This is a genomic window from Undibacterium sp. Ji49W, from assembly GCF_049340205.1.
Taxonomy (GTDB): domain Bacteria; phylum Pseudomonadota; class Gammaproteobacteria; order Burkholderiales; family Burkholderiaceae_D; genus Undibacterium.
The window spans coordinates 98,195-117,660 of record NZ_JBMPOW010000011.1; the positions used below are offsets into that span (position 1 = coordinate 98,195).

Genomic DNA, 19,466 nt, shown 5'->3' on the forward strand with positions numbered 1-19,466 from the left:
CCATGAAAGTAATCGCATTTGCACGCAAAGAACAGGGGACCGGAGCGAGCCGCCGCCTGCGCAATGCTGGCCAAACACCTGGCATCATCTACGGCGGTACAGAAGCACCGGTCGCCATCACTCTGGATCACAATGCGCTGTACCATGCATTGAAAAAAGAAGCATTCCACTCTTCCATTCTGGACCTGGAAGTGGATGGCAAATCAGAAAAAGTATTGTTGCGCGACTTCCAGGTCCACGCATACAAACAACTGGTTTTGCACGCTGATTTCCAACGCGTAGATCCTAACCAGAAAATCCACGTTAAAGTGCCTCTGCACTTCATCAACGCTGACGTTTCCCCAGCAGTTAAACTGTCCGCAGCGGTCATCAGCCACGTTGCTGTTGAACTGGACATCTCCTGCCTGCCAGCAGAACTGCCAGAGTTCGTTGAAGTTGACCTGTCCAAACTGGAAGCTGGTCAATCCATCCACGTATCTCAACTGACATTGCCAAAAGGCGTGACAGCTGTTGTACACGGTGGTGACGCAACTGTTGCTATCGCTGTTATCCCAGCTGGCGCAACTTCTGCAGAAGCTGAAGCAAAATAATTTGCATTTTGCAAGTTAGTCGAAAGCCGCCTTCGGGCGGCTTTTTTATTTTCTGCGAGCGGGATACTTTGCCCCATCTTCATGTCAGAATCAGTTATATCGTTTTAATCCGAATTACGGAGTTCTACGCATGCCATCATCCTCCTGCCGCAAGCTATACCTGAGTCTATTCATCCCCTTGTGTTTCAGTCTGGTCAGCCCAGTCAGTCAGGCACAGTTGGCAGCGGGCATCAAATACGACACCAGCTACCCCATCATCAGCCCGGTATATGCAAAACAGGGCATGGTGGCGACTGAGCAGGCGCTGGCCAGCCAGGTTGGCCTGGACATACTCAAGCGCGGCGGTAATGCTGTTGATGCCGCAGTGGCAGTTGGTTTTGCCCTGGCCGTAGTCCTGCCGAACGCAGGTAACATCGGCGGTGGTGGTTTCATGGTCATCCATGACAGCAAATCAGGCAAGGATATTGCCCTCGATTTTCGTGAGCTGGCACCAGAAAAAGCCACGCGTGACATGTACCTGGATGCGAATGGTAAAGTCATTTCCGGCAAATCCCTGTTTAGTCATCTGGCAGTCGGCGTACCTGGTACGGTAGCAGGCATGGATCTGGCCTTGCGCAAATATGGCAGTATGAAGTGGAAGGATGTCATCGCCCCGGCGATACGCCTGGCCGAACAGGGCTTTGATATCAGCCCGCATCTGGCAGAGCTTATCGATTCGGGCAAAAACCAGTTGGGTAAATGGCCAGCCAGCCGCGCTATCTTCTTCAAGGATGGCAAACCCATACAGGCCGGTGAGCGCTTGCTACAAAAAGACCTGGCACAGTCCCTGCACCTGATTGCCGAGCAGGGTCCATCGGCTTTTTATGAAGGTGCGATCGCCAAAAAGATCGTCGCTGAAATGCAGCAACATGATGGCCTGATATCTGCCAGTGACATGAAAAACTACAAGGCCGTGGAACGCATCCCGGTACGTGGCAATTATCGTGGCTATGAAGTCGTGTCGATGCCGCCACCAAGTTCGGGTGGTGTACACATCATACAGATGCTGAACATGCTGGAACATTTCCCCCTGAAAGAACAGGGCGCCAACAGCGCCCAGACTTTGCATCAGCTCAGTGAGGTGATGAAACTGGCCTATGCCGACCGTTCCGAATTTCTGGGTGACCCGGATTATTACAAAGTACCGACCAAAGGCCTGACTTCGCGCGCCTATGCCGATGAGCTGGTGAAGAAAATACAACCAGACCGTGCCACACCCTCTGCCGATATCAAGCCCGGCAAACCCCTGCCCTATGAAAGCGACCAGACCACGCATTACAGCGTTGCTGACCAATTCGGCAATGTGGTCGCCACCACCTATACCCTGAACCTGAACTTTGGCAGCGGCATTGTCGCCACTGGCACCGGCATCGTGCTGAACAATGAAATGGATGATTTTTCGGTCAAGGCCGGCGTACCGAATGCCTTTGGCCTGCTGGGTGGTGATGCGAACGCGGTACAGAGCTGGAAGCGTCCTTTGAGCTCGATGTCACCCACTATCGTACTGAAGGATGGCAAACCCTTCCTGGTGACAGGCAGCCCAGGTGGCAGCCGCATCATCACCACGACGCTGCAAACGATATTGAATGTCATCGACCATGACATGAATGTCGCGGAAGCCACGATTTCACCGCGCATCCATCAGCAATGGATGCCAGACCAGCTACGCTATGAAAAAGGGATCAGCATCGATACCCTGCGCCTGCTGGAACAAAAAGGCCAGGTGCTGCGACCAGCGGCTACCCTGGGCAAGACACAGACCATACAAGTCTTTGCACAGGGATTTGCTGGCTATTCGGACCCGCGCAATCCGGATGGCAGTGCGGTCGGATTTTAAACGCTTCAGATTGCCAGGCTCAGGCTTCAGTGATGATGATATCCATAGGGATATCATGCGTGTCAGCAGCAAAGTCCGCCTCCGTGCATTGATAGGCGATACCTATGGTGAGCGGGCGCGGTGTTTTTTCCAGGGTGCGGTCATAGTAACCGCCACCATACCCCAGGCGGTACCTGCCCGCATTAAAGCCTACGCAGGGTATCAATAGCGCTGCCGGCTGTATCCACTGCGTACGCTGGGCTGGCACCGGTATGCCGTATTCATCGGCCAGCATGGTATCGCCCGGTTGCCAGCTTAAAAACTGTAAAGGCTGCTGCCGGACAAGCACCAGTGGTAGTGCCAGTTGCACACCGGCATCTGACAAGGCGGCATACGTGGCCTGTAAATCAGGCTCACCCCGTATCGGCCAGTACACCGCCAGGCTCGTGATCTGTTGCTGCCTGCAATATTGCAGCAACTTTTCGCCCAGTTGCCTGTCCCATTGTTGCCTGACATTCATTGCGATATTCCGGCGTTTTTGCAGTAAACTTTTCCGCAAGTCCTGACGACTGAATGCTGCTTCTGTGTACATCGGATGTGCGCTGGCCTTGGGCTGTGTCATACTGTCAGAAATGTAATCAAATACTGTCTAAAGATGTCTGTGAAAAAAAGTTTAGCTGGACTTGGCCTGATGATCTTAGCAGGTTTCGGCGCATCCAATGTCGCCAGCGCCGCTGCGGCAAAAAAAGGCCTGATCAATGATGATGACCGCTTCATGGCCTTGCGCGACGCCGCCTTCCATGATGATAGCGGCAATGCTGAACAGCATGCAGCGGCACTCAAGAATTATGAAATCCCCTCTTATATTGATTATTATCGCCTGCGTGCCCGCCTGGTGAAAACCACGAATGCCGAATTTCGTGATTTTCTGAGCAAATATGAAGGCAGCGCCATCGCCGACCGCCTGCGCAATGACTGGCTGTTGTTGCTGGGAAAACGTGGCGAATGGGAAACATTCGATCAACAATACCCCCTGTTCGTCGTAGCAGATGACAATCAGTTGCGCTGCTATGCGGTGCTGTCAAAGGCACTTAAGCAGCAAAAAGTCGCCAGCGACGCACGCAATTTGCTGAATTCGCCACGCGACTATGGTGAAGGCTGTTACACCCTGGTGTCTTACCTCGCGGGCAATGGACAATTCAGCAATAACGATTTGTGGGCACAAGTCCGCATGGCTGGCGAAAACGGTGCACTGCCACTGGCACAGCGCCTGGGCAAATTGCTCAACGTGCCGGAAAAACAGATGGCTGATGCCATCGACAAGCCTGCTGCCGTCACCAAAAAAGCACCGGAAGCTGGTCGCACCGCACATGAACTCTACCTGATCGCCCTCGGTCGCCTGGCCAAGACTGATCATGAACAGGCCGCCAGCATACTCAGCCGCTATGCCAGCCAGTTCAGCGACATAGAAAAATCCACAGGCTGGGCCCAAATTGCCCTGCAAGCAGCACTGAAACTGGAACCGGATGCACTGGGTTACTGGCAACGTGCTGATACCGCCCCATTGTCGCAGGAAGCCTATCAATGGCGGGTACGTACCGCCCTGCGCGAAGGTGACTGGAAGCTGGTCAAAACCGGCATCACCAGCATGCCGCCAGCCTTGAAGGCTGACCCTGCCTGGGTGTACTGGTATGGCCGCGCCCTGAAAAGCGAAGGCAAGAGTGAAGAAGCACGGGCACAATTTGCCAGTATCGCCGAGCAACTGCATTTCTATGGTCAACTGGCGCTGGAAGAACTGGGGCAGAAAATTGGTGTGCCAGTCACCGTCAAACCGGTGACGCCAGAAGAACTGGCACCAATGGAGAAAAATCCCAACCTGCAAAGAGCCCTGAAGTTCTATGCCATGAACCTGCGCTTTGAAGGCACGCGTGAATGGAACTGGGAATTGCGCAAGATGAGCGAACGTCAGCATCTGGCCGCTGCCGAACTGGCACGCCAGAACAATTTGCTGGACCGCATGGTGAACACCTCTGACCGCACCAAGGGTGAACTCGATTTCAGCCAGCGCTACCCTACCCCTTTCAATGAAAGCATGTACAAAACCACGCAGGCACTGGGCCTGGACATGGCCTGGGTATATGGCCTGATACGTCAGGAATCACGCTTCATCATGAATGCCAAATCGCATGTGGGAGCATCTGGCCTGATGCAGTTGATGCCGGCTACCGCACGCTATGTCGCCAAGAAAATTGGCCTGGGCAAATTTGTACCGGAACAGGTCAATGATGTGGATACCAATATTGCCCTGGGTACCAACTATCTCAATATGGTACTGACCGACCTTGGTGGTTCACAGGCGCTGGCATCGGCCGCCTACAATGCCGGTCCTGGACGCCCCAGGGCCTGGCGTGCAAAACTGAGTCGTCCGGTAGAAGGTGCCATTTTTGCAGAAAGCATTCCCTTCAACGAAACCCGTGGTTACGTGAAGAATGTGCTGTCGAATGCCACCTACTATGCAGCCCTTTTCGAGAAAAAACCCCAGTCCCTGAAGAGCCGTCTGGGCGTAGTGGTACCGAAGGGAATGACTGCTGGTGATCCAGACCTTCCTTAATATTTTTTTAAATACAAATACTCATGCAAGATACTGAAATGCAGCCCGCACTGGCAGCCATGCTGGGCCAGGAACGCGCTGGCTTGCGACTGATCATAGGCAACAAAAATTACTCATCCTGGTCCATGCGTCCCTGGGTGGCGATGAAGGCATTTGGCATTCCTTTTGAAGAAATACGCATCGTACTGCAACAACCGGATACCACCACCCGCATCGCCGAATATTCTGCCGCTGGCCGCGTGCCGGTCTTGCTGGCAGGCGATATTACTGTCTGGGATTCACTGGCAATTTGCGAATACCTGGCCGAGCAGTTTTCCATACTCAACCTGTGGCCAGAAGATGTGGCAGCACGCGCAACAGCACGCAGCATCTGCGCCGAAATGCATTCCGGCTTCTCATCCCTGCGCTCAGACATGCCTATGGATATCCGTGCTTCGCTGCCTGGCAAGGGCCGCACCATAGGCTCACAAGCCGATATTGGCCGCATCAGCGAAATCTGGGAAGACTGCCTGTCCCTGTACGGCGCACATGAATTCCTGTTTGGTGATTTTTCCATCGCCGATGCCTTCTATGCACCGGTAGTCATGCGTTTTCGCACCTATGGCGTATCGCTGGCCCCTGCCCTGCAAGCGTATACCGAGCGCGTACTGGCTCATCCGGCTGTTGCCCAATGGGTCAGGGAAGCCTTGCTGGAAACCGAAGGGCTAGCCAGCGATGATGACTGAACACCAGACTGACGTAGCAGCATGAAGACGTATATTGTCGGTGGTGCCGTACGTGATAGCCTGCTGGGTTTGCCTGTGCAGGACCGCGATTTTGTGGTGGTGGGCGCTTCACCTGAAGACATGCTGGCAAAAGGCTATCTGCCGGTAGGCAAAGACTTCCCAGTATTTTTGCATCCGCAGACCCATGACGAATATGCACTGGCACGTACCGAGCGCAAGACTGCTGCCGGATACAAGGGCTTTGTATTTCATACCGACGCTGATGTCACGCTGGAAGAAGACCTGATACGCCGCGACCTGACCATCAATGCCATGGCACAGGATGACGCTGGCAATATCATCGACCCATATGGTGGTCTGCGCGATTTACATGACAGGGTATTCCGCCATGTATCAATGGCATTTTGCGAAGACCCTGTGCGTATCTTGCGGCTGGCCCGTTTTGCCGCCCGCTTTGCCATACCGCCACAGGATTTCACTGTTGCAGAAGAAACCACCGCACTCATGCAAGGCATGGTAGCGGCCGGCGAAGTCGATGCCCTGGTGGCCGAAAGGGTTTGGCAAGAACTGTCACGCGGCTTGATGGAAGCACGGCCCTCACGCATGTTTGCCGTACTGCGCAGTTGCGGTGCCCTGCAAAGATTATTGCCTGAATTGAATGCCCTTTTTGAACCAGGTACCGCCAATGAACGCGGCCAGCAACTGATGCAGATACTGGATGCCACAGCCAGCCACGCCAGCCACAAGCAAGCACTAAGCACACGTTTTGCCATACTGCTGCATGACCTGGCAATAGTGCCTGCGGGCAGCGACATACTGTCAGTTGAAAAACTGCGGGTAAAGCTGGCAGATGGCATTTGCCAGCGCCTCAAAGTACCGGCAGATTGCCGCGACATGGCCGTCATGCTGGCGCGTGAACATTTACACATCAAAGACGCCGCATCCCTGTCCGCCGCAGATACCGTTGATTTGCTGACGCGTTGTGATGCCCTGCGCAAGCCAGAACGTTTTCTTGAGATGCTGAATGCCTGTGCCTGCCTGTTTCTTGAAGAGTTGGCAACAGATGCCGTCTTCGCTCCGCAGTTACAGTTAAGCCAGGCCCTCGATATCGTGTTGAAAGTGAATGGCGGTGAGATTGCCAGCCTGTATGCAGCCCAACCACAGCAAATTCCGATTGCCATACGCGCAGGCAGAATAAACGCGCTGGAAGCCGCATCAAACGCGCAACAATAGAAGTTTTACTCTCAAAACCGGCGCTTATCTGGAATAATCAGGCGAGATCATCTACAATGCATTGTGCAGTGCACAAAAGCTACCCATAAGGAGCTGCCATGAATGCGTCAGATATGTTTCCTGAAGATCCAAAACACTTGCTAAACGCTGCTAACAAACCATCGAAATCGACTGTTTTCGTCAAGGAATTGTCGGAAAAAGACAGACATCGCATCCTGCGTCATTTTCTTGGCCTCGAAGAAAGCGACCGCCTGCTGCGCTTCGGCACCTATCTACCCGATGTCATGATAGAAAAATATGTAGAAGGCATCGATTTTTCACGCGACAAGGTGTTTGGCGTCATCAGCCACCATTTCCGCATCGTCGGCGTCGGTCATCTGGCATATGCACCGCGCTCTGACAAGGATGAAGTCACAGACAAGGACAAGGTCGCCGAATTTGGCGTGTCCGTGTCCAAAATCGCACGTGGTAAAGGCATAGGTTCAAAACTGTTTGAACGCGGCGCCATCCACTGCCGCAATGACGATGTCGATACCCTGTACATGCACTGCCTGTCATCCAATCAGACGATGATACACATCGCCAAAAAAGCCGGCATGGAAATCCATCGCGAATACGGCGAAGCCGACGCCTACCTGAAAATCCTGCCCGCCGACGCCGTCAGCGTCCTCAAGGAAGCCATGCAGGAACAGGTCGCCGCCATTGACTACACCATCAAAGCCAATACCCGCGCCGCCGCCAAATGGCTCAGCAATCTGCCGGGGATGAAGGATAGTTCGAAGTAGATTTGCCAGGGCGTCTCACCGCAGAGGCACAAAGAAAAGCAGGAGAAAAAGCAAAGTCTGGTTTTCTTCCTGCTGTTCTCTATGGCTCAATCATTAATCAATCCAGCAATAAGAAACTTGGCTAAAGGCCGCATTGACGTTGCTTTTGACTTTGGTGTTGCTTTTGAATTTCTCAGTTCCGATGTGTCGATGCCTTTGATGCGAGGCAGAAAATGGAAAAAGAAGGGCCGATGTTTGAGCGTAGCGAGTTGCGGACCTTCCCATTTTTTGACTTGCAGCAAAGGGAACCCCGAAGGGGCAAGACGCCTCGGTCGCCTTTTTGGCATCCCTTTTTGGCGAAGCAAAAAGGGATGTAGCCGCCGGTCTACCACCGGCCTGCAATCGCAGATGACGTATGCAGGCACTTAAAAAATCTACCTAATCACAATACACGGATTTAAATCACTGCATAGAATGTTGCGAACGCCACTAGACTCCTGCCTGCGCAGGAGTGACGATTTTGAGGTTCATTGTTTTAACTACGCGCTAGTTTGCATGCGCTACAAATCGCTAAGCAATAAACGATAAGCGATAAGGCTACGGATATCACATCCACATTGCCAAATAACAAGCACAATGCCATCCATCGCTCAAACCTTCATCACCCACCCACCACTACCGGCAAAGCCGTCGTATCCTTAATCTGCTGCAAGGCAAAACTAGACTTTACATCCAGCACAGCAGGATGACGCAATAGCGTCTCCATCATGAAACGCGAAAAATGGTTCATGTCTTCCACATGCACCCGCAACAAATAATCCATTTCCCCCGTCATCGCATAACAGGCCACCACCTCAGGCCATTGCCCTACCGAGGCCGAGAAGTCATCGCGTGGCGAGCGTGACGCGCCCTTGCCCGGTGCATCACTGTGCTTTTCCAGCCGCACGTTGACATAAGCCAGCAAACCCAGGCCTATCTTGGCCGGTTCCAGCAAGGCCACATACTTGCGTATGACACCGCTGTCTTCCAGCCGCTTGATGCGACGCAGACAGGGAGAAGGTGACAGATTGACGCGCTCGGCCACTTCCTGATTGGTCAGCCTGCCATCTGCCTGCAAAATTGCCAGGATTTTGCGGTCTATCTTGTCCAGTTCAACCTCAAGCATAATTTGCCTCACATCCAATAAATTAAGCAATATTATTGCTCAAATTGCGAAGTCTTTGGGGTATTTGGCAATTATATGGCGCGTTTAGCGGACTATACTGAGAGCTTGCGCTACATCAAAGCCTGCCTTGAAAGCAGTCAGATGCAGCAGACACTGATGATGACATTGAGGAGACAGGCATGACTTTCCAAACTTGGGAAAACCCTATGGGTACCGATGGCTTTGAGTTTATCGAGTACGCAGCACCCGATCCTAAAGGGCTCGGCGACTTGTTCGTTACCATGGGTTTCACTGCGATTGCCAAACACCGCACCAAGGATGTGACACTGTACCGTCAAGGTGACGTGAATTTCATCATCAATGCAGAACCTGATTCTTTCGCGCAAAAATTTGCCCGCAAGCATGGTCCTTCCGTCTGTGCTTTCGCTTTTCGCGTCAAGGATGCCAATGCCGCCTACAAACGTGCGCTGGATCTGGGTGCCTGGGGCTTCGACAATAAAACCGGTCCTATGGAATTGAACATCCCCGCCATCAAGGGTATAGGCGACGCGCTGGTGTATTTCGTTGACCGCTGGCATGGCAAAGATGGTGCAGAACCTGGTGCCATCGGCAATATCAGCATCTATGACGCTGACTTCGTGGCTATCCCTGGCGTGGAATCCAACCCGGTCGGCAAAGGTCTGACTTATATCGACCATCTGACCCATAATGTACATCGCGGTCGCATGAAAGAATGGGCAGATTTTTATGAAACCCTGTTCAACTTCCGCGAAATCCGTTACTTCGATATCGCCGGCAAACACACCGGCCTGAAATCCAAGGCTATGACTTCACCTTGCGGCAAAATCCGCATCCCCATCAACGAATCGTCGGATGACAAATCCCAGATCGCTGAATACCTGGACCTGTACCACGGCGAAGGCGTGCAGCATATCGCCATGGGCACAGACAATATTTATGACACCGTGGGCGGCATGAAAGCCAATGGCGTTGTGTTCCAGGACACCATAGAAACTTACTACGACCTGGTTGACCGTCGCCTGCCAGGCCATGGTGAAAACCTGGAAGAATTACGCAAGCTGCGCATACTCGTCGATGGCAAGAGCACAGAAACATCACGTGAATTGCTGTTGCAGATTTTCACGACAACGGTCATCGGCCCCATCTTCTTTGAAATCATCCAGCGCAAGGGCGACCAGGGTTTTGGTGAGGGTAACTTCCGCGCCCTGTTTGAATCGATAGAACTGGATCAGATTCGTCGTGGCGTCATCAAAGACGAAACAACTGCCTGATTTTTCACATACAGTGAATGGAAACATGAGGAGATAGAAAGAGGCTGGACATCATCACGATGCCGGCCTTTTTCTCTGGAAAATATGGACACTATCGATACTACCGTCAGCAATGACGATTTCCTGGCCACCGTTGCCGAAAAATCCAACGGTGCAGCCCTGCGCGGTGATTATGAAAAAGCTGACGAACACTATGTCGTCGAGCAGGACTGGGCTGCTTATACAGAAGAACAACACGCCCTGTGGCGCAAACTGTATCAGCGCCAGATGGAACTGTTGCCTGGCCGTGCCTGTGATGAATTCATCGCAGCCCTGCACAAGATGGATGCGGCTGATGGCATACCCAGGTTTGAACGCACGTCGGAGGAATTGTTTGCCGCCACCGGCTGGCGCATCGTCGCCGTACCTGGCCTGATCCCGGAGCTGACTTTCTTTGAACACCTGGCCAACCGCCGCTTCCCCATCACCGTGTGGTTGCGCAAGCCGGAAGAATTCAACTACATCGTTGAGCCTGATGTATTCCACGATTATTTCGGCCACGTACCGATGCTGTTCAATCCGATTTTTGCCGATTATATGCAGCTGTACGGTAAAGGCGGCTTGAAGGCGATGAAACTCGGCGGCCTCGATTATCTGGCGCGGCTGTACTGGTACACGGTGGAATTTGGCCTGATCAGGACCGACCAGGGTTTGCGCATCTACGGTGCCGGTATCCTGTCGTCTGGTGGCGAAGTTGAATATTGCCTGAAGCCCGGAACCACTTCACGCCATATCCATCTCGACATAGAACGCTGCCTGCAAACCCTGTACAAGATAGACAGCTATCAGGAAACCTATTTTGTCATTGACGATTTCCAGCAATTATTTGATGGTACGGCACCAGACTTCACGCCGTATTATGAGAGGCTGAAACAACGCGATGCCTTGCCAGCCAATACCTTGTTGCCGGGCGAAGTCGAATTACTGCCGTAAGTCTGCATTGAGATTGAAAACTGAAATGGGAGCATCAAAAGTGATGCTCCCATTTTTATTTTTGCGCAGTGACGGTATTTGATACGCGCGTCCATACCTGGCTACGGCCATTTTCTGGCTTGTCCTTGTATGCTGTGACTTCCAGCTCAGTCGGGCTCAGCATGCGCATCTGGCACGCATAGGTCTGGCCATCGGCGCGATTGAAAATCGTGCCTGACCAGGTGGCGACCCCGATCGGCGTAAAGCCCTCCATAATGGTCTTACCCAATACCGGTATCGCGGATACAGGTGTTGCGGTACTGCCCATCGCAGTCATGTTGCTCACATTCGCAGCATCGTTGACCTTGCTGACTTTGCCGCACACAGACTGACCACAATTGCCGATTTGTACTTCCAGGCTACCGCTCTGGGTCAGCCAGGTACCAGCGACTGTGTCTGGCATATTTGCTTGGCCATTTGCCAGGTTATTGGCAAGCTTGCTGGCCTGAATTTCGGCTTCCACAGGTGCCAGGTAGTAATCAGACAAACCAGCCTGCTGCGCCTGGGCAGACCAGGCACTCATCAATACGGTGGCAAAAGTAGTGATAACGATCATTTGCTTTTTCATGTCAGTTCTCCTTGGGTTGTCGGGGTGATGAATTCATCACGGCAAGGTCATTAGACAGTCGCAAGGTATCTGGCAGATGTCAGGAAATGCCTTATTTGAATCAGACTATGTGTCAACAGCACTCAGATACACTGGGATACAAAAGATTTTGTCTCTGCCGCTATTTAAGCTATAAAGCACTATGGAATGAATCATAAAAAATTCGCATCAAGAATGTGTATCAACAATGCGCAACCAGTCCCCAACCAGCCCAGCACATGGAAAATACAGAATCCCCGGATCACATCCTCATCGTTGATGATGATGCAGAAATACGCGAACTGACTGCCCTGTACCTGCGCAAGAATGGCAACAAGGTCAGCACGGCTGCGGGCGGCAAGCAAATGCGCGCCTTACTCGAAGGCAGTGCCATCGACCTCATCGTACTCGATATCATGATGCCGGGTGAGGATGGTTTGAGCCTGTGCCGCGAATTGCGCTCTGGCCCGCACAAAGTTATTCCCCTGTTTTTTCTGACTGCACGTGCAGAAGAAACTGACCGCATAGTCGGCCTGGAAATGGGTGCCGACGATTACCTGACCAAACCTTTCGCTGCCCGGGAATTGTTGGCCCGCATCAAGGCAGTCTTGCGCCGCACACGCATGCTTCCGCCTAAATTACGCGAACAAAAACCACCTGCCGTGCTGAATTTTGGTGACTGGCAACTCGATACCCTGGCACGCCATCTGCTTGATAAAGACGGCGTCATGGTCACACTCAGCGGTGCTGAATATCGCTTGCTGCAAGTCTTTGTCGAACACCCGCAACGCGTACTGAATCGTGACCAGTTGCTAAACCTGACCCAGGGTCGTGACGCTGATCTATTCGAGCGTTCCATTGATTTGCTGGTCAGCCGCCTGCGCCAGCATTTGCGTGATGATGCGCGCGAGCCGCGCTATATCAAAACCGTGCGCAGCGAAGGCTATGTATTTTGTGCACAGGTCACGGCACCCGGGGAGATCTGATGCATATCATGGAAAGCCCGCACTGGCCGCATACCCTGTTTGGCCGCCTGTGCCTGATTTTACTCAGTGCCCTGCTGATGGCCTATGCACTCTCGTTTGCCTCGTCGCAATGGGACAAGATGCAGGTCAGGAAAAATCATATGGTCTATTCGGTAGGCAAGGATGTCGCCAATGCGATTTCCTTTCTTGATCGTCTGCCGGTCAGCGAACGTCAGTCATGGCTGGACAAACTGGCCCGCAATAATTACGTATATACATTGCAGGCCGCCCCCGCTGATGCCACGGACAGCATAGACCTGGACATTGCCAATGAAGCGATAGAAGCCATAAAAAACAACCTCGAACATCCGGCAAAGATCAGGATCAGCATACGCACTGAAAGCGATAAGAAAATCCTGCAATTGCATCTGGCCCTGAGTGACGGCGCACCGATCACCGTCCGCCTGACTGCAACACCTTACACCATACAATGGAGTATGTTTTCACTGCTCTGCGTACAGCTTGCCATCCTCATGCTGGCAGCCTGGCTGGCAGTCAGGACCGCGACACGCCCCCTGGCCATGCTGGCTGAAGCAGCCGATGCCATGGTAAAACCAGGTGCCAGGCCACAGTTCCCTGCCCGTGCCCCGCGCGAAGTATTCCGTGCCGCAACCGCATTCCAGAATATGCAAGAACGCATAGACACTTATCTGGCAGAACGCATGCAAATCCTGGCCTCCATCACCCACGACCTGCAAACCCCCATCACCCGCCTGCGCCTGCGCGCCGAACTCATGGACGACGACAGCCAGCGCGATAAAATACAAGCTGACCTGCAAGCCATGCAAAAACTGGTAGAGCAGGGCCTGGCCTATGCCAAGGTACAAAATCAGTTACAAACCGATCAGGAAGCAAGCAGCAAAATCAATCTTGATGCCCTTACAGGCAGCCTGGTACAAGACTATTGCGACACCGGCCAGCAGGTCAGCCTGCGTGGCAACAGCAGCCAGACCCTTCAAACCCGCCCCCTGGCCCTGTCCCGCCTGCTCGGCAACCTCATCGACAATGCACTGAAGTTTGGCAAGGAAGTGGAAGTTATTATGGGCAGCAAGCAGCAGCATGCCGTCATCACCATACAGGACAGAGGCCCCGGCATCCCCGAAGAGCAATGGGACGCCGTGATGCAACCCTTCGTACGACTCGAATCCTCCCGCAACCGTGAGACTGGTGGTGCAGGCCTTGGTCTCGCTATCGTGGCCCAACTGGCGCTGCAACTGCATGCCGAAATACAGTTTGCCAATCGTGAGGGCGGTGGCTTGGCGGTGAGTGTCAGATTGCCTTTGCAGGCTGGGGTAGATTAAATCGCCTGAACGATTGACTGAAAAAATATGAGATGCGGTCGGTGACGTTGCTGTTGCTGTTGCTGTTGCTGTTGCTGTTGCTGTTGCTGTTGCTGTTGCTGTTGCTGTTGCTGTTGCTGTTGCTGTTGTTGCTGCTGTTGTTGCTGCTGTTGCCTTTGACCTTAATCCGCTGGGGACGTAGCAATTTGTGCGTTACAGAAAATGGATCAGAAAGCTTCGTGTTTGAGCGAAGCGAGTTTCGAAGCTTTCCCATTTTTTGTGATGCACAAATTGTGCTGAAGCGCAGCGTAAGCACCCGAAGGGCAAGTCTGCGGTCGCCTTTCTTTGATTCCGTTCTTTGGCGAAGCAAAGAAAGGAATTCGGCCGCCGGGCCGAGACCCGGCTTGTGTCTACGGAGAGCAATCGTTTAATCAAAGTACGGCAGACAACGAACGCCACTGGAGCGCCAGCCCGGTAGCCTCCAGCCTACGCTGGAGCGACGATATGATGATTTCTGTTGATCGACCGAGACCCGGCTTGAGTCTGCGAAGGGCAAGCGTTTTAATTAACGTACGGCAGATAACGAACGCCACTGGAGCGCCAGCCCGGTAGCCTCCAGCCTACGCTGGAGCGACGATATGATGATTGCCGTTAATTGACCGAAACCCGGCTTGTGCCTACGCAGAGGAATCACTTCACACACAACACAAGTCCATCTGCATCAAAATACCAACATGCCCATCACACCCTCCAATACTCCCCATCCGCCCTCTCCATCAAACCATTCATAATAAACTCCCGCCGCAAGGTCGCAAAGTCAGAATGAAACTGCAACAAAAAGCTATTGATATCAGCTTCCACATACCGCCGCTCAAACTGTAATTGTCCGACCAGCCAGCGCAAGATCACCAGGCGTTTTTTGCGCTGCTCAGGAATACTCACCAGACGCCCGTCCCTGACGAAGGACTTCATCACCCGTTCAGCCTCAACTTCGGTGGACTGCAAATCCAGCATGATCTGAGAAGCATCCCAGTTCGCCTTGAAACGCTCGGTGCGGCTGGCTTGCAGGCGTTGCTGAGCCAGGTTCAACCAGCTTGCGCTGCCATATCCCAAAACCAGATCACGCCCGATAGCACTCCAGAATTCAGGCGACGCACTGACGCCCATCGCCTGCAAATAATCGCTGGTGACGATCAGGTATTGACGCCGGTAAGGCAGTAAATAATCCGTCTCATGGGCATGCAATTGGGCCTGCGCTTCAGCGTAACTGGCATACCAGTGATTGAAGAAAGAAGTGACTTCGGCGCCATGCCAGAAGTCGCCCATATCGTCACCAGGTTTAGCCTCGCCACCAAGGACGAGGCGGGCATGTTCCCAGTTCTGGAAACCCGCATCTGCCGCCGCCAGATTCATGCAGTGTTTGAGTTGCCAGCTATCGGGGATTTCCCAGTTGCGCTGACGGCTTAAAATCAGCGCACGTTTGCTGGCTGCTGTATTACGTGTTTCCAGCAGTTTTTGCAACAACCGGGCGCGGGTTTTGATTTCTGTAGTAAGTGCGTTCATGCTGCGGCTCCAGTCATTATGGACTGTTGCGCGATGAACAAGGATGGATAGTACGACGATAACATGATGAACTCCAGTTCGCTTATCGACGACCCGCTGACGTCAAACGAAACATGGCAATTATCACATTAATCTGGATGTGAATATTTAGAGGCTGTTTCAAAATTAAGATGGCTAGGCGCCATCGCCGAAGACAGTACTTTAGTACGGCAAGGCGATGCAACAACGCCAGGTTAATTTTGAAACAGCCTCTAAGGGTGAGAGCCTCTTGTGCGGGCAGGCGCCCCTTAGCACCTGTGTCACAATTGTAGGCGCGCCTTCAAATTTCGTCAACTGATAGCAAATGAGTCATTACGAATGCAAGGCAGGCAAACTGGCCAGCGACACACCCAAAACGATTAATACAGCACCAATGAAACGATTCAATATCACCTGCTGCCTGAGCATGCCTGCACGCAGGCGATGATCCGAGAAAAACAGGGCAACCAGACTGAACCAGATCCAGTGCGCAAAGGACATGAACAAGCCATAGCCAAATTGCGCCAGCAGGCTGGTGTCAAGCTGTACGACCTGGGTGTAAGTACTCAGGACAAATAAAGTGGTTTTTGGGTTGAAGGCATTGGTCATGAAACCTGCACGCAAAGCAGCGAGATTATTCAATGACTGCCCTGCATCAACTTCTGTACTGACGACGGCACGCGCAAAAAAAGTCTGGTAACCGATATAGATCAGATAAACCGCACCGATGATCTTGATGGCGAAATACAGGCTCGGGGATTTGGCTATCAGCAAGCCCACACCCAGCATGGTGTACATGACATGCACTTGCACACCCAGCGCTATACCACTGGCAACCAGCAAACCTGCACGTCGGCCATACAGGTAACTGTTTCTGGTGACCATGGCAAAGTCAGCACCAGGGCTGATGACGGCCAGGATGGTGATGATGGCAACGGCAATAAGTTCTGTCATGTTTTCTCTCAGGAGTAAAATTTATATTCGTGACTGTCTTTCACGCATAGATGTATTCTCAAGTCAGACATTAATTATTAAAATCGATTTATACTCAGACATATCATTGAGAAAAACTCACATATGAGCTATCACCTGCCATCCCTGAATGCGATACGCGTGTTTGAAGTAGCGGCTCGTCATTTGAGCCTGGTCAGGGCTGCGGAAGAATTGCATGTGACCCACGGTGCAGTCAGCCGGCAGATCAAGCAACTGGAAGAAAATTTGGGCATAGACTTGTTCGAACGCCGCAACCGTGCCATCTTCTTAACGCCAGCCGGCCTCAGCCTGCAAGGCACCTGCACAGACATCATGCGGCAACTGGAAGCAGGCTTGCGCCAGCTCAGACAGGCCGATGATCAACCGCTGGTCGTCTCTTGTGAACCGACGATAGCCATGCGCTGGTTGATCCCGCGCTTGGGTAAATTCAGGCAACTACATCCAGAACTGGACATTCATTTATTTGCAGCGGGCGGACCTGTAGATTTGCGCCACGGGCATATAGACCTGGCTCTGCGGCGCAATGATTTTGTGTGGGAAGCAAACTACCATGCCGCTAAAGTTGCCCAGGAGCTGATTGCCCCTGTCTGCATTTCAGGCCTGCTCAATCAGGGCAAATTGCAACTGAGCCAACAATGCCTGCTGCACACTGCAACACGTCCCGATGTCTGGCCCCAGTGGCAAAAACTCAGCGGCCAAACTGCACGCGGCAAGAGCCGGGCAACGTATGAACATTTCTACCTGAGCCTGCAAGCAGCCTGCGCCGGCCTGGGTGTGGCGATAGCATCGGCCTATATGGTGGAAGATGAAATCCGCAGCGGACAACTCATCGCGCCCCATGCTTTCATGACGGACGGTACTGACTATGTCTTGTTGTCAGCCATGCCATTTAATGAAGACAAGCGCCGCTGGGCATTTTTGGAATGGTTGCAACAGGAATTTAAAGTGACGGCGCAGGCCGTCACAGGTCTTGATCAATAAAAACCAGCCTCACCGGGTGGTCTGGTTTTAAAACGCTTGTGTGCCCAGAAATATTCAGCGGGCGCTTTCAAAATCTCTTGCTCAATAAAGGCGTTCATATAGCGCGTGGCCGCCACAATATCGTCACCCGGGTAGTTTTGCCACGGCTCATGGAAACTCACTTTCCAGCCCTGATAGTCCGGCAAGATGGTAGCGATGACGGGGATCACCTTGGCACTGGTTGTCGCTGCGATTCTTGGCACGGCAGTCAAGGTCGCAGCAGGCACACCAAAGAAAGGTACAAACTCGGCATCCTTGGCACCAAAGTCCATGTCCGGCAACATGAAAAAAGGCAGGCCTTCGCGCATGGCACGGATGATGGGCTTGACCCCTTCTGCACGCGAAAACAGTTTCACCGGACGAAAACGTGAGCGCCCCTTGCGCAAGGCTGCATCAAATACCTTGCTGCGTTGACGGGTGTAAATGGAACACAGGGACGACTCCAGCATCACCGCCACACCAGCCACATCCAGACTGACAAAATGCGGGCACATCAATATGGTCGGACCAGCCGCGATGGCTGCCATGGGCACGGCAGGATCAATCTGTATCAATCGCTTCAGACGTGCTTCAGACGCCCACCAGAGTATGCCGCGTTCCAGCACGCTGCGTGCATAGACCTGGAAGTGCCGTTTGGCGATGGCAATTCTTTCAGCTTCATTCAGATGCGGCAAACACAGGGACAGGTTTTTCAGGGTAATGTGACGGCGCTTGCGTATCACGACAAACAGCATACTGCCAACGGCTTCGCCAAGACGACCTAATACGGACAAAGGCAACCAGTGCAACAGCCACATCAAGACCAGCACAGCTCTCATGTCTGCCCCTGGTCAAAGCGCGTTTCAGGACCATCCACACCGTCCGGTTTTTTATAGCGGTTATAACTCCAGAAATATTGGGCGGGCGAACGGGCAATCAATTTTTCCATTCCACGGTTGATTGCGCTTGCCTGGTCTACCGGATCGCTACCAAGTTCCTCTTCAAACGGCACGAAACGGATCACATAACCGCGCCCAAGCGGCAGCCTTTCTGCGTAAGTCAGGATGATGGGTGAACCTGTCATGCCATGCAGCTTGGCAGATAGCGTCATGGTGTAGGCACGCTTGCCGAAAAATTTGGCCCAGACGCCCTCACCTTCTTGTGGCACCTGGTCAGGCAGCAGGCCTATAGCTTCCCCCTTTTTAAGGGCCTTGGCCATAATGCGCACGCCCGACAGGTTGGCCGCCGCCAGTAACAAATTGTCGCGCGCACGCGCGCCCTCTATCAGGGGTTTAAGAGCCGCCTTGCGCGGTGGGCGGTACAAGACAGTCAGACGGGTACGCACGGCAATGCTTTGGGCTACGATCTCAAAACAGCCAAGATGCGGAGTCAGGAAAATGACTCCTTTTTTGCTGTCCAAAGCCGCCTGCACCAATTCCCAGTTCTCTATGGTGGCGGTTTTCAACACTCTTTCCGGCCTGGCGCACCAGATAAAAGGCAGTTCCAGGATATTCTTGCCGGCCTCGCGTACGGCCTCATGCAAATGCCCGGTAAACCCTGCCCTGGCGATATTTGCTTTCAGGCGACGACGATATGAACCTGACAACAAATACACTACCCAGCCCAGTGCAGCACCAGCAAAATGCAGGACAGACAATGGCAAAATAGAAAGAAGACGAAACAATGTGACAAGCATGACGCCGCTCAAATAACAGTTAAGTAACAGTTGAAAAAATAGGGGATATTCGACAGATAA

At 52.8% G+C, this 19,466-nt stretch carries 19 protein-coding genes; 12 read left to right on the forward strand and 7 right to left on the reverse strand.

Features of this window, described 5'->3' with window-relative positions; translation table 11 throughout:
• The first annotated feature begins 2 nt into the window (after positions 1-2).
• Positions 3-590, forward strand: coding sequence for a 50S ribosomal protein L25/general stress protein Ctc (locus ACO0LK_RS15200; RefSeq protein WP_186950328.1), 588 nt, complete (start codon positions 3-5; stop codon positions 588-590).
• A 130-nt stretch (positions 591-720) separates the two neighbouring features.
• Complete coding sequence (ggt, locus tag ACO0LK_RS15205) at positions 721-2,466, forward strand: gamma-glutamyltransferase (protein ID WP_422976417.1); 1,746 nt, start codon at positions 721-723, stop codon at positions 2,464-2,466.
• Positions 2,467-2,485: 19 nt separating this feature from the next.
• Here ggt and ACO0LK_RS15210 read toward each other — a convergent pair whose 3' ends face one another.
• Positions 2,486-3,067: a 5-formyltetrahydrofolate cyclo-ligase gene (locus ACO0LK_RS15210; RefSeq protein ID WP_422976419.1), complete on the reverse strand. Its 582-nt coding sequence runs from the start codon at positions 3,065-3,067 to the stop codon at positions 2,486-2,488.
• A 69-nt stretch (positions 3,068-3,136) separates the two neighbouring features.
• Here ACO0LK_RS15210 and ACO0LK_RS15215 point away from each other — a divergent pair, with 69 nt between their 5' ends.
• From ACO0LK_RS15215 to ACO0LK_RS15230, 4 genes are all read left to right on the forward strand, one after another.
• Positions 3,137-5,056, forward strand: a complete 1,920-nt coding sequence (locus ACO0LK_RS15215; RefSeq protein WP_422976421.1) for a transglycosylase SLT domain-containing protein — start codon at positions 3,137-3,139, stop codon at positions 5,054-5,056.
• A 23-nt stretch (positions 5,057-5,079) separates the two neighbouring features.
• Positions 5,080-5,781: a glutathione S-transferase family protein gene (locus ACO0LK_RS15220; protein ID WP_422976423.1), complete on the forward strand. Its 702-nt coding sequence runs from the start codon at positions 5,080-5,082 to the stop codon at positions 5,779-5,781.
• Positions 5,782-5,802: 21 nt separating this feature from the next.
• Positions 5,803-7,014, forward strand: a complete 1,212-nt coding sequence (locus tag ACO0LK_RS15225; RefSeq protein WP_422976425.1) for a multifunctional CCA addition/repair protein — start codon at positions 5,803-5,805, stop codon at positions 7,012-7,014.
• Positions 7,015-7,112: 98 nt separating this feature from the next.
• Positions 7,113-7,799 carry a GNAT family N-acetyltransferase gene (locus ACO0LK_RS15230; protein ID WP_422976427.1) on the forward strand — a complete coding sequence of 229 codons (687 nt, stop codon included), beginning with the start codon at positions 7,113-7,115 and terminating at the stop codon, positions 7,797-7,799.
• Between the two features lie 640 nt (positions 7,800-8,439).
• On the opposite strand, the gene ACO0LK_RS15235 is transcribed toward ACO0LK_RS15230, so the two are convergent.
• Positions 8,440-8,943, reverse strand: a complete 504-nt coding sequence (locus ACO0LK_RS15235) for an Lrp/AsnC family transcriptional regulator (protein WP_422976429.1) — start codon at positions 8,941-8,943, stop codon at positions 8,440-8,442.
• A 179-nt stretch (positions 8,944-9,122) separates the two neighbouring features.
• Between ACO0LK_RS15235 and hppD the strand changes: the two genes are divergently transcribed.
• Together hppD and phhA are read left to right on the forward strand one after the other, a co-directional pair.
• Positions 9,123-10,235, forward strand: coding sequence for a 4-hydroxyphenylpyruvate dioxygenase (gene hppD / locus ACO0LK_RS15240; RefSeq protein ID WP_186950344.1), 1,113 nt, complete (start codon positions 9,123-9,125; stop codon positions 10,233-10,235).
• 84 nt (positions 10,236-10,319) lie between these two features.
• Entirely contained in the window at positions 10,320-11,207 is an 888-nt protein-coding gene (phhA, locus tag ACO0LK_RS15245; protein WP_422976431.1) for a phenylalanine 4-monooxygenase, read from the forward strand.
• Between the two features lie 55 nt (positions 11,208-11,262).
• On the opposite strand, the gene ACO0LK_RS15250 is transcribed toward phhA, so the two are convergent.
• Positions 11,263-11,814 carry a DUF2147 domain-containing protein gene (locus ACO0LK_RS15250; RefSeq protein ID WP_422976433.1) on the reverse strand — a complete coding sequence of 184 codons (552 nt, stop codon included), beginning with the start codon at positions 11,812-11,814 and terminating at the stop codon, positions 11,263-11,265.
• Between the two features lie 257 nt (positions 11,815-12,071).
• Here ACO0LK_RS15250 and ACO0LK_RS15255 point away from each other — a divergent pair, with 257 nt between their 5' ends.
• The 3 genes from ACO0LK_RS15255 to ACO0LK_RS15265 are packed head-to-tail and all read left to right on the forward strand — an operon-like array spanning position 12,072 to position 14,568.
• Positions 12,072-12,818: a response regulator gene (locus ACO0LK_RS15255; protein WP_422976435.1), complete on the forward strand. Its 747-nt coding sequence runs from the start codon at positions 12,072-12,074 to the stop codon at positions 12,816-12,818.
• Positions 12,818-14,158, forward strand: coding sequence for an ATP-binding protein (locus tag ACO0LK_RS15260; protein WP_422976437.1), 1,341 nt, complete (start codon positions 12,818-12,820; stop codon positions 14,156-14,158). The genes ACO0LK_RS15255 and ACO0LK_RS15260 overlap by 1 nt, the downstream gene beginning before the upstream one ends.
• 41 nt (positions 14,159-14,199) lie before the next feature.
• Positions 14,200-14,568 (forward strand): hypothetical protein, encoded by a 369-nt coding sequence (locus ACO0LK_RS15265; protein ID WP_422976439.1) that lies wholly within the window; start codon positions 14,200-14,202, stop codon positions 14,566-14,568.
• A 310-nt stretch (positions 14,569-14,878) separates the two neighbouring features.
• Here ACO0LK_RS15265 and ACO0LK_RS15270 read toward each other — a convergent pair whose 3' ends face one another.
• Together ACO0LK_RS15270 and ACO0LK_RS15275 are read right to left on the reverse strand one after the other, a co-directional pair.
• The gene (locus ACO0LK_RS15270; protein ID WP_422976441.1) at positions 14,879-15,700 is read right to left on the reverse strand and encodes a DUF2087 domain-containing protein; all 822 of its coding nucleotides are present in this window, start codon (positions 15,698-15,700) and stop codon (positions 14,879-14,881) included.
• Between the two features lie 351 nt (positions 15,701-16,051).
• Positions 16,052-16,672, reverse strand: a complete 621-nt coding sequence (locus ACO0LK_RS15275; protein WP_422976443.1) for a LysE family translocator — start codon at positions 16,670-16,672, stop codon at positions 16,052-16,054.
• Positions 16,673-16,795: 123 nt separating this feature from the next.
• Here ACO0LK_RS15275 and ACO0LK_RS15280 point away from each other — a divergent pair, with 123 nt between their 5' ends.
• Positions 16,796-17,692, forward strand: coding sequence for a LysR substrate-binding domain-containing protein (locus ACO0LK_RS15280; RefSeq protein ID WP_422976445.1), 897 nt, complete (start codon positions 16,796-16,798; stop codon positions 17,690-17,692).
• Here the strand turns inward: ACO0LK_RS15280 and ACO0LK_RS15285 are convergent.
• Together ACO0LK_RS15285 and ACO0LK_RS15290 are read right to left on the reverse strand one after the other, a co-directional pair.
• Positions 17,686-18,549, reverse strand: a complete 864-nt coding sequence (locus ACO0LK_RS15285; protein ID WP_422976447.1) for a lipid A biosynthesis acyltransferase — start codon at positions 18,547-18,549, stop codon at positions 17,686-17,688. The genes ACO0LK_RS15280 and ACO0LK_RS15285 overlap by 7 nt on opposite strands.
• Entirely contained in the window at positions 18,546-19,406 is an 861-nt protein-coding gene (locus ACO0LK_RS15290; protein WP_422976449.1) for a lysophospholipid acyltransferase family protein, read from the reverse strand. The genes ACO0LK_RS15285 and ACO0LK_RS15290 overlap by 4 nt, the downstream gene beginning before the upstream one ends.
• Positions 19,407-19,466: the final 60 nt, after the last annotated feature.